The sequence below is a fragment of the Martelella mangrovi genome (assembly GCF_040545495.1).
GTDB classification, from domain to species: domain Bacteria; phylum Pseudomonadota; class Alphaproteobacteria; order Rhizobiales; family Rhizobiaceae; genus Martelella; species Martelella mangrovi.
Window position 1 is genome coordinate 237,357 of sequence record NZ_JBEPLY010000004.1, and the last position, 9,814, is coordinate 247,170.

A 9,814-nucleotide genomic window follows, 5' to 3' on the forward strand; every position below is an offset into this window, starting at 1 on the left:
GCCGGGAACTGGTGTTCCCTGGATCAGGATGCCGCCGTCCGTTCGACAGTCAGCTTGAGCAGTCCCTTTTGCAGCAGAATGAAAAGCAACAGCAAAATGCCGATTGCCATCTTGGTCCACCAGCTCGACAGCGTCCCGTCAAAGACGATGTAGGTCTGGATAAGCCCCATGGTCAACACGCCGAAAAGCGTGCCGAAAACATAACCCGCGCCACCGGTCAGAATGGTGCCGCCGATAACGACGGTCGCAATCGCCGTCAGTTCCGTGCCGACGGTCGCCAGCGGATAGCCGGAGCCCGTGTAGATCGCGAAGACGATACCGGCAAGGCCCGCCATCAGCCCGGAAAAGGCATAAATCATGATCGTGGTGCGACCGACCCTGGCCCCCATCAGCCTTGCCGTCTGGTCACCGCCACCGATGGCGAACACATTGGCGCCGAAGCGGGTCTTGTGGGCCACGAAATGGCCGAAGACGAAGGCTAAAAGCATGATCACGCCGATCAGCGTCAGCCGCCCCTTGCCCGGCATCAGCCAGTAGGCCTTCTGCAGCATCTCGAAGAAGGCGTTGTCGATCGGCACCGAGTCGATGGTCAGCATATAGGCAAGGCCGCGGGCCAGGAACATGCCGGCCAGCGTCACGATGAAGGCCGGCATGCCAAGCGTATAGATCAGCCAGCCCATCGCCGCGCCAAAGGCCGTTGTCAGCACCAGAAGCATGGCGAAAACCACCATCGGGTGCAGCCCGGTGTCGCGCAGCATCACCGCGATGAAAACCCCTGAAAAGGCAATCACCGAGCCGACCGAAAGGTCGATGCCGCCCGACAGGATCACCACCGTCATGCCGACGGCAACAATGCCGAGATAGGCGTTGTCCGTCAGAAGGTTGCCGGCCACCCGGGTCGACAGCATGAACGGAAACTGGATGTAGCAGACCAGATAGGCCAGGATGAAAATCACGATGGTTGCAAAAAGCGGGTATAAACGCGGATTTTTCATTTGCCTGCCTCCTGCAGTCCGGCTTCACCGGCCTTGTCGCCCCGGCTGAAAAGACTCTGCCTCAGAAATTTGAGGTTGCCGGCGACATTGGGCGATTGCAGGACAAGGATGATGACAACGAGCGTCGCCTTGATGACGAGATTGTATTCCGACGGGAAGCCCGCCAGAAGAATGCCGGTGTCGATGGTCTGGATGATCAGCGCGCCGATGACCGACGCGGAAATCGAAAACCGCCCGCCCATCAGCGAATTGCCGCCGATCACCGTGGCGAGCACCGCATCGAGTTCCAGCCACAGGCCGGCATTGTTGGCATCGGCGCCGCGAATATCGGCCGTGGTGATGATCCCGGCCAGAGCCGCGCACATTCCAGACGCCATATAAACAGCAATCAGCAGAACCCGGGCATTCACGCCGGCCAGCGCGCTGGCCCGGCGGTTGATGCCGATCGATTCCACCAGCATGCCCAGTGCCGAGCGCCGCATGACGAAAATGACAAGCGCGGCCGTGATGATCCAGATCCATGTCGGAACCGGAATCCCGAGAATGTCGCCGGAGCCGAGGAAGGCAAAGCCCGGCAGGTTGAAGGTCAGGATCCGGCCTTCGGTAATCAGCTGGGCAATGCCGCGTCCGGAAATCATCAATATCAGCGTGGCGACAATCGGCTGGATACCGATAAAGGCAACCAGAACGCCGTTGAAAAGCCCCGCGGCAAGCCCCGCCGCCAGCGCCATCAGCACGGCGGCAACCAGTCCATATCCGGCGGCAATGGTTGCTGCGGCAACGGCTCCGGTAATGGCGATCACCGTGCCCACCGAAAGGTCGATCCCCTTGGTGGCGACGACCAGCGTCATGCCGATTGCCAGAAGTGCGACCGGCGCGCCGCGTTTGACCACATCGATCACGGGGCCGACAAACCGGCCATTGGCATAATCGATCTGCAGAAAGCTCGGGAACACGATGCTGACCAGCGCCACCAGAACGACAAGCGTGATCAGTTGCGGAAGAACCCGTTTCAGACCTCCGGGCATCAGACCGCCTCCTTTTCATTCGTCTTGTTCGAGCTGGCAATCGCCTTGACGATATTGTCGGTTGCGATCTCCGACCCGGTCAGTTCCGCGACATGGCGGCGGTCGCGCACGACGATCACCCGGTCGGACACCGCGATCAATTCATCCAGCTCTGACGAAATGATCAGGATCGACATGCCTTCGGCCGTAATTTCACGCACCAGATGCAGAATTTCCGCATGGGCGCCGACATCGATCCCCCGTGTCGGCTCGTCGAGAATCAGAAAACGCGGGTTCATCGCCAGCCAGCGCGCCAGCACCACTTTCTGCTGGTTGCCGCCCGAAAGCTCGCCGACCGCCTTTTCAGGCCCCGACGTGCGGATATCCAGTTTCTCGATATAATCGGCCGCCAGCCGATCCTGTTCGGAGCGGGCAATCGGCCGCGCCCAGCCGCGCCGGGCCTGAAGCGCCAGCGCGATGTTTTCGCGGATCGACAGGTCGGCGATAATGCCGTCGGTCTTGCGGTCTTCCGGGGCAAAGCCGAAACCGGCCGCAATCGCATCACGCGGACTGCCGATCTTCAGGGGACCGGAGGCATCCGCAATCTTGCCCGTCTGCGCCGTGTGCACGCCGAAAATAAGCTCCGCCGTTTCCGTGCGGCCCGAGCCGAGAAGACCGGCAAGCGCGACCACTTCGCCCTTGTGCACCTCAAGATCGAACGGCTCGACAAAGCTCTTGCGGCCGACGCCTTCAAAGGTGAGCAGCGGATCGGCGCTGACGCGGCCTTCGGTGGTCCGCCGGGTTCCGGCTTCCTCTTCTTCGTCCAGCGTGCGCCCGAGCATGTGTTCGATCAGCTTGACGCGGTCGAGTTCGGCCGTCACTTCCGTCGTGATCTTGCAGCCGTTGCGCAGCACCGTCAGCCTGTCCGTGATCTCGAAGACCTGATCGAGGAAGTGCGACACGAAAATGATCCCGAGCCCCTTGTCGCGCAGCTGCCGGACCACGCCGAACAGCATTTCGACCTCGCGCGTATCGAGGCTGGCGGTCGGCTCATCGAGGATCAGCACCTTGCCCGACAGCGCCACGGCGCGGGCAATCGCAATGACCTGCTGAATGGCGACGGAATAGACGCCGAGATCGCGCCCGACATCGATGTCGAGACCGTAACCTTCCAGCATGGCCTCGGCATCGCGCTTCTGGGCGCGTGCATCGATAATGCCAAACCGGCGCTTTTCATGGCCGAATGTCAGGTTCTGGGCCACGGTCAGATTGGGCAGCAGGTTGACTTCCTGGTAGACCGTGCCGATCCCCAGTTCCTGCGCCTCGGATGTCGAGCGCGGCGAAATCTGCTTGCCCTCAAGCGTGATCGTGCCTTCGTCGCGGGTATAGGCCCCGGTCAGGCATTTGATCAGCGTCGATTTACCGGCGCCGTTTTCGCCGAGCAATGCATGCACTTCGCCGGCGGCCAGCTCGAAGTCGACGCTGTCGAGGGCTTTCATGCCAACGAAAGTCTTGGTGAGATCTTGGATAGTGAGAAGCATTTCGAAGCACCTTGGCGCAATCCTTCGGCGCCGGGGCGCCGTCATGTAGATGCGGCCGGGGCAAGCCCCGGCCGCTTCCGGGAGGATCAATCAGTAGCCAAGGCCCTTGCGGCGTTCATATTCAGCCGTCGGATCGTCAGCCTGCGTGTAGATCTTCGAATCCGTCTGGATGAATTTCTCCGGCATGGTGCCGTCGGCCCAATAGGCTTCCAGAACGTCAAAGGCGGGACCGGCCATGTTCGGCGTCAGTTCCACGGTGGCATTGGCTTCGCCATTGGCCATCGCCTGGAAGTAATCCGGTACACCGTCGATCGACACCGTCAGGATATCCTCACCGGGTTTAAGGCCGGCTTCCTTGATGGCCTGGATCGCGCCGACAGCCATGTCGTCATTGTGCGAGAACAGCGCGCAGATGTTTTCGCCGCCGTTTTCAGCCTGAATGAAGCTTTCCATGACTTCCTTGCCGCCGGAGCGGGTGAAGTCGCCGGTCTGGCTGCGGATGATCGTGACATTCGGATGATCGGCGATTGCCTTTTCAAAGCCTTCCTTGCGTTCAATCGCAACGGACGACCCGGTCGTGCCCTGAAGCTCGACAACATTGCAGTCCTTGCCATCGACCGTGTCGACCAGCCATCCGCCGGCAACTTCGCCTTCATGAACGCTGTCGGCACCGACGGCTGTCATGTAGAGATCGTCGGATGCGTCAATCTGCCGGTCGAGCAGGATGACGGGAATGTCATAGTCCTTGGCTTCTTCCAGTGCACTGTCCCAGCCGGTCGCAACAACCGGGGCGAGCAGAATGGCATCGACGCCCTGCGCAACGAAAGCGCGAATGGCCGCGATCTGGTTTTCCTGCTTCTGCTGGGCATCAGAGAATTTCAGATCGATGCCGCGCTCTTCGGCCTGCTGTTTGGTCAGCGTCGTTTCGGCAGCGCGCCAGCCCGATTCCGAGCCGATCTGCGAAAAGCCGACCGTCTGCGCAGAAGCGGCAGTGGCGGCAAGCGTGAATGCAGCAACACCTGCAAGAAGTATGGATTTCATCTGTCTTGTCCTCCCTTTAGGAACGAACGGCAGGTCTTCCCGCCGTTCAGGCACCGGTCCCCGCCGGATGCGGAAACCCTGCCTTTCGGCCCTTGCGGCCGAAGCATCACAATGGCATGGATAACATGGTGTTCGACGTTTCCTCCCGGCGAAACCGTGTCGACCAACGCGGAACCAGGGCGTGATCTGCCCGACATTCCTGCGTTTAAAGGCCTTGCGATGCGGGGAATTGTTACAATTTCCCGTCATACGTACAAATGAATAATCGTGTTTCTGATATAGCAGAATTGGTATGGATGTTATGGCGCACAACCAACGCTATGGGAGCCAGGACGAGTTCATCCGGCGCGGTCTGCGGTTTTCGCAGATGCGCCTGATCGCCCTTCTCGACCGCAAAGGCCAGATTTCTTCCGCCGCCGCACAACTGGGCATGACCCAGTCGGCGGCATCGCGTCTGTTGTCCGAACTGGAGCACACCGTCGGCGCCAAGCTCTACGAGCGTCACGGCCGCGGCGTTGTCTTGAGCGAGGCCGGACAGGCAATGGCGCGCCAGGCGCTGATCATTCTCAATCAGCTCGACCACGCGCATCAGGAAATCTCGCAGATCGTCGACGGCGCGCGCGGCCAGGTCCGCATCGGCGCAGTCACCGGCCCTGCCATGCAGCTCGTGCTGCCGGTCGTTCGCGAGCTGAGGGAAAACTACCCTGAAATCGAGCTTTCGGTTCTGGTCGACACCAGCGAGAAACTGGCCGAAGCGCTGTTTTCCCATGATCTCGATTTCTACATCGGCCGCCTTCCCGAGGATGTGGATGCGAAGTCCGTAACCATGCGTCCGCTGGGTGTCGAACCGATCGACATGATCGCCAGACTGGACCATCCGCTTTGCGAACGCGACACGCTCTCGATTGGCGATTGCCTCGCATATGACTGGGTGCTGCAACCGGTCGGCACACCGATGCGCCGGTCGATCGAGGCGCATCTTCTGGCCAACGGCTTCACCCTGCCCCGCCATGTGTTTGTCACCACCTCACCGCTGCTGTCGCTCGCCATCATTTCGCAGACCGACGCGGTGACGCCGGTGGCCCGTCCGGTCGCCGATTTCCTGCATGCCGACGGCACGTTGGGGGCGGCAATCCGCCGGTTGCCGGTGCGTGAGAATATCGATGTCAGTTCCTATTCAATCATCCAGCGCATCACCGCCGTCCAGCCGCCGCCGGTGGAACGGGTGCTGACGCTGATCGACCGGCAGATCGCTCTGAGCCCAGACCAGTTTCCCGAAGACCTGGTCAACCGCTGAACAGCACGGTTGCGAGCCAACTCCGCCCTGTGCCAACGCCGTTGATTGTCGCATAAACCTCACATTTCCAACCGCGGAATAGATGATATTCGGCAATTGTCGGCTTGCGGCATCAATAGTAGAAAAGGCGAATCAGCATTTTCGCCTGCGGATGAAGGAAGAGTTTCGATGACAACGCAAAACCCCATGCCGCTGTTTTACCGGAAGCCACAGATCCTGCGTTTTGAAGAGCACAAGGGGCTTGGTCTTGTTGCCAAAAACGACTTCTCCTTTTCTTCAAACGCGACGGCCATCCCGCTTTCGGTAACGGAATTCATGCCGGCCGTGCGCCATTATCCGATTGTTTTCATCGATGCCGGCGGCTCACCGGCGCCGGTTGCGATCGTCGGTCTCAAACAGGGCCATAACCTGATGCTGGAAGGCGACGGAAGCTGGGCGCCGCATGCCTATGTGCCGGCCTATATCCGCCGCTACCCGTTCATTCTGGTCCAGGCGCCCAATGAAGACACGCGCTACCTTGCCTATGACAGCGAAAGCGGCCGCGTGAAGCCGCTTGCCGAGGCTCCGGATGCCGCACCGATCTTCAATGACGACGGCACGGCAAGCAAGGTGGTGGAGCCGATGCTGCAGCTTTGCGAGGCCTATCACCAGCACCGTGCGCAGGACACGGCCTTTCTGAAGGCGCTTACGGACACCGATATTCTGGTTGCCCGTCATGTCGATATGGAATTTCCCGACAAGACCCGCTACCGGCTCGACGGTTTCAGCGTGATCGACCCGGAACGCTACCGCAACCTGCCAGCCCGCACGCTCAAACAGTGGACCGAGAAGGGCTGGACCGATGCCGCGGCCCTGCATCTTGCCTCCGCCCAGAACTGGGGCCTGCTGATGGAGCGCAACCGGCAGGTCTCGGCAAACGGCAAGGACGCGCTGTCACGGCATTAACTGACCGCCGTTGATGTCGATGATCTGGCCGGTGATGTAGCCGGACATGGTCGGCGAGGCCAGGAAGACGAAGCTCCAGGCGCAATCTTCCGGAACACCAAGGCGGCCAAGCGGAATCGCGTTCAGCGCCGCCTCAAGCACGGCGTCCGGCGTATCGTCATGGAACGGGGTTTCGATGACGCCCGGCGCAATGGCGTTGACGCGAATGCCGTCGGGCGCCATTTCGCGGGCAAGCGCCCGTGTCAGCGAATGCACCGCCGCCTTGGCCGCGGCATAGATGCCCGAGCCCGGCGCGCCGCCATTGTGCCCGGCAATCGAACCCAGATTGATAACCGAAGCCCGATCGCTTGCTTTAAGGGCCGGGGCAGCATGGCCCACCAGCCTGAGCACCGACCGGGTGTTGAGATCGAAGACCTGATCGTAGACGGCTTCGTCGAAACCGGCAGACGGCGTGCGCCCGATTGCACCGGCATTGTTCACGAGGCAGTCGAGCCCGCCCATCATCGCCACAGACCGTGCGACGATATCTTCCGCGTCATCCGCCCGGGTCACATCACCGGAGACGAGATGCACGGTGCCGCCCTCTTCGCGCAGCGCAGCCGCAAGGCTTTCAGCCGCGTCCCGGCGGGCATTGTAGTGAAGTGTCACCTCGGCGCCGACGCGAGAAAAGGCCGTTGCGGCAGCCGCCCCGATGCCGGAGCTTGCACCGGTGATCAGAACCTTCAGTCCCTCCAGATCATTGACAGGTATCACGCCGGGTCCCTCCCTTTCTGTTTCAATGCCGTCCAGCGCCCGGGCGACGGCGCGGCGATATTCCTTTCACCGCGCCGGACGACGTTTTTTCAGTGCGGGGCGAACTGGGCCGGGTGCAGCTGGCCAAGCCAGGTCTCGGTCAGCGGTTCGCCATCTTCGGCCAGATAGGCGCGGACATCAACCGTATCGGCCGTGCCGTCGAATTTCAGGTCGTAGGTCAGCCGCCAATCGTCCGTGCCCACAATCTGCATCGCATAGGCGTTGAGAACTTCCGCGCCGTCGCCAACGGTGATTTCCGGCTCAACGTCGTCATCATCCGTCAGCCCCTCAACCGCGGGACCGGAAAAATCAACGACCACCTTCACCTGATCGCCCGGGCGCGGCTGGCCCGGCACACCGCCGCGGCCGATGCGGCTTGCCGTGGTTTCGGCAAGTCGCTCACTCGGCGGCGCGGTCTTTGCCCAGGTGAGCGTGTAGGAGAAATCGCGTTCGTCACCCGCCTTCGGCAAATCCTCCGGCAGCCAGTAGGCAACGATATTGTCGTAGATCTCGTCGTCGGAGGGCAGCTCGACAAGCTGAACCATGCCCTTGCCCCAGTCCCCCTCCGGCTCGATCCAGGCGGAAGCGCGACGGTTATAGAACACACCGTCATCCTGATAGTGATCGAAATTGCGGTCGCGCTGGATCAGGCCGAAGCCCTTCGGGTTCTCGTCGTAGAAGCTCGAGGTCACGACGCGCGGCGGGTTGTTGAGCGGCCGCCAGATCTGTTCGCCCGAACCAGCCAGAATTTCCAGCCCGTCGCTGTCGTGAACTTCCGGACGCCAGTCGAAGGCCATGTTGCGATGGGTTTCGGAATACCAGTACATCGAGGTCAGCGGCGCGATCCCGAGCCGCTCCACCGGTTCGCGGAAAAACAGCCGGCTCTTGATATTGAGGACCTGCCCCTCGCCGTCTTCGTTTTCCGCCTCGATACGATAGGCGCCGGCCACGCTCTTGCTGTCAAGCAGGGCGTAGATGACGACATTGTCGCCGGATTTATCGTCCTCTTCGAGATAAAACGTTGTAAAGCGCGGAAATTCCTCCGGCCGCGAAAGCCCGGTGTCGACAGCCAAGGCGCGGGCGGAAAGCCCGTACTGCCCGTCCGGCCCGTCGGTGCGGAAATAGCTCGCGCCCAGGAATGAGATCCAGTCTGTCTTCAGATCGGGGCGCATGACGCGGAACCCGGCAAAGCCGGCGAAATCCTCCACCGCCTTGGCCGGGCTGTCATCCGGCATGTCGAAATATTGGGCGTCATAGAGCACTTCACGCGCCTCGCCATCCTCAACCACCTTGATCGTCACCGGTTCCTTGAAATAACGGCCCTGATGGAAGAACTGGACCGGCGCATCACCGACATCAACCGTGTGGTCCTTGCGGAACACGATCTTCCAGTGGGCATCGTAATCGATGGCATCGAACAGTTCAGGCTGTTCCACCGGATAGGCTTCGAAAGGCTTTTGCGAAAGCCCCTTTGCCTCCTCGGCCAGGGTTTCGAAGGAAAACGGTTCGGCCGGGCCAAGCTCGGGTTTGAAATCCTGAGCGGAGGCTGTGCTAGACAAGGTGGAGAGGGCAAGAACGGGAAGAAGAAGGAACGAGAGACGGGAAGGCGGAACGGAACGGTTCGTCATAAGGGGGATACTCCGAGGGGGACCGAAAACACTCTGGATGCGTTAACGCGGTCGATCACCCGAAGTTCCCGTTTTCTGAAAAATATACAGAAGCCCGTCTGAAAAACAGGCTCGGATTAGCTGCAAAACCTAAGCACGGAGGCGGAAGAAAGATTTATAAAAAAACTAAGCCCGCCTCCGTCCAGAAGCGGGCTTCGAAAGGTGAAACCAACCGCAGCCGGTTTAGCCGACGACGCCGGAAATCCAGGTCGAAAGCGCGGTCTTGGGGGCAGCACCGACCTTGACGTCGGCAAGCTCACCGCCCTTGAACATGGCCAGCATCGGGATCGAACGGACACCGTACTGAACCGCCAGATCGGGATTGTCATCGACATTGACCTTGGCGATCTTGACCTTGCCGTTCATTTCCTCGGCGATTTCCTCGAGGCTCGGGCCGATCATCCGGCACGGGCCGCACCATTCGGCCCAGAAATCGACCACGACGGGTTCTTCGGATTCGAGCACTTCCTGCTTGAAGTTGGCAGTATTGACCTTGACTGTCGTCATCATGAACTCCTTGGAGAAGGCG

At 60.7% G+C, this 9,814-nt stretch carries 9 protein-coding genes; 2 read left to right on the plus strand and 7 right to left on the minus strand.

Annotation, left to right across the window (positions count from 1 at the left end; translation table 11 throughout):
• Positions 1-23: 23 nt before the first annotated feature.
• From yjfF to ytfQ, 4 genes are read right to left on the minus strand one after another with little or no spacing between them, the layout of a single operon-like run.
• Positions 24-995: a galactofuranose ABC transporter, permease protein YjfF gene (gene yjfF / locus ABID12_RS07965; protein ID WP_106312300.1), complete on the minus strand. Its 972-nt coding sequence runs from the start codon at positions 993-995 to the stop codon at positions 24-26.
• The gene (locus ABID12_RS07970; RefSeq protein WP_106312303.1) at positions 992-2,023 is read right to left on the minus strand and encodes an ABC transporter permease; all 1,032 of its coding nucleotides are present in this window, start codon (positions 2,021-2,023) and stop codon (positions 992-994) included. Before ABID12_RS07970 ends, yjfF begins: the two co-directional genes overlap by 4 nt.
• Positions 2,023-3,588 carry a sugar ABC transporter ATP-binding protein gene (locus ABID12_RS07975; RefSeq protein ID WP_106312308.1) on the minus strand — a complete coding sequence of 522 codons (1,566 nt, stop codon included), beginning with the start codon at positions 3,586-3,588 and terminating at the stop codon, positions 2,023-2,025. The genes ABID12_RS07970 and ABID12_RS07975 overlap by 1 nt, the downstream gene beginning before the upstream one ends.
• A gap of 45 nt (positions 3,589-3,633) precedes the next feature.
• Positions 3,634-4,584, minus strand: a complete 951-nt coding sequence (gene ytfQ / locus ABID12_RS07980) for a galactofuranose ABC transporter, galactofuranose-binding protein YtfQ (RefSeq protein ID WP_354433766.1) — start codon at positions 4,582-4,584, stop codon at positions 3,634-3,636.
• Between the two features lie 301 nt (positions 4,585-4,885).
• On the opposite strand from ytfQ, the gene ABID12_RS07985 reads away from it, so the two are divergent.
• Together ABID12_RS07985 and ABID12_RS07990 are read left to right on the plus strand one after the other, a co-directional pair.
• On the plus strand, positions 4,886-5,881 hold the full coding sequence (locus tag ABID12_RS07985) for a LysR family transcriptional regulator (RefSeq protein ID WP_319518698.1): 996 nt from the start codon (positions 4,886-4,888) through the stop codon (positions 5,879-5,881).
• A gap of 168 nt (positions 5,882-6,049) precedes the next feature.
• Positions 6,050-6,826, plus strand: coding sequence for a SapC family protein (locus ABID12_RS07990; protein WP_354433767.1), 777 nt, complete (start codon positions 6,050-6,052; stop codon positions 6,824-6,826).
• Here ABID12_RS07990 and ABID12_RS07995 read toward each other — a convergent pair.
• From ABID12_RS07995 to trxA, 3 genes are all read right to left on the minus strand, one after another.
• Positions 6,815-7,579, minus strand: a complete 765-nt coding sequence (locus tag ABID12_RS07995) for an SDR family NAD(P)-dependent oxidoreductase (RefSeq protein WP_354433768.1) — start codon at positions 7,577-7,579, stop codon at positions 6,815-6,817. The two genes, ABID12_RS07990 and ABID12_RS07995, sit on opposite strands and share 12 nt — an antisense overlap.
• A gap of 89 nt (positions 7,580-7,668) precedes the next feature.
• Positions 7,669-9,246 (minus strand): OpgD/OpgG family glucan biosynthesis protein, encoded by a 1,578-nt coding sequence (locus tag ABID12_RS08000; protein WP_354433769.1) that lies wholly within the window; start codon positions 9,244-9,246, stop codon positions 7,669-7,671.
• Between the two features lie 222 nt (positions 9,247-9,468).
• Complete coding sequence (gene trxA, locus ABID12_RS08005; RefSeq protein WP_106312355.1) at positions 9,469-9,792, minus strand: thioredoxin; 324 nt, start codon at positions 9,790-9,792, stop codon at positions 9,469-9,471.
• Positions 9,793-9,814: the final 22 nt, after the last annotated feature.

Excerpts from the sequence above, each read along its gene's own strand:
- ABID12_RS07970 (WP_106312303.1), bottom strand. The coding sequence starts at position 2,023 with ATGCCCGGAGGTCTGAAACGGGTTCTTCCGCAACTGATCACGCTTGTC.
- ABID12_RS07990 (WP_354433767.1), top strand. The coding sequence starts at position 6,050 with ATGACAACGCAAAACCCCATGCCGCTGTTTTACCGGAAGCCACAGATC.
- ytfQ (WP_354433766.1), bottom strand. The coding sequence starts at position 4,584 with ATGAAATCCATACTTCTTGCAGGTGTTGCTGCATTCACGCTTGCCGCC.
- ABID12_RS07975 (WP_106312308.1), bottom strand. The coding sequence starts at position 3,588 with ATGACGGCGCCCCGGCGCCGAAGGATTGCGCCAAGGTGCTTCGAAATG.
- ABID12_RS08000 (WP_354433769.1), bottom strand. The coding sequence starts at position 9,246 with ATGACGAACCGTTCCGTTCCGCCTTCCCGTCTCTCGTTCCTTCTTCTT.
- yjfF (WP_106312300.1), bottom strand. The coding sequence starts at position 995 with ATGAAAAATCCGCGTTTATACCCGCTTTTTGCAACCATCGTGATTTTC.
- trxA (WP_106312355.1), bottom strand. The coding sequence starts at position 9,792 with ATGACGACAGTCAAGGTCAATACTGCCAACTTCAAGCAGGAAGTGCTC.
- ABID12_RS07985 (WP_319518698.1), top strand. The coding sequence starts at position 4,886 with ATGGCGCACAACCAACGCTATGGGAGCCAGGACGAGTTCATCCGGCGC.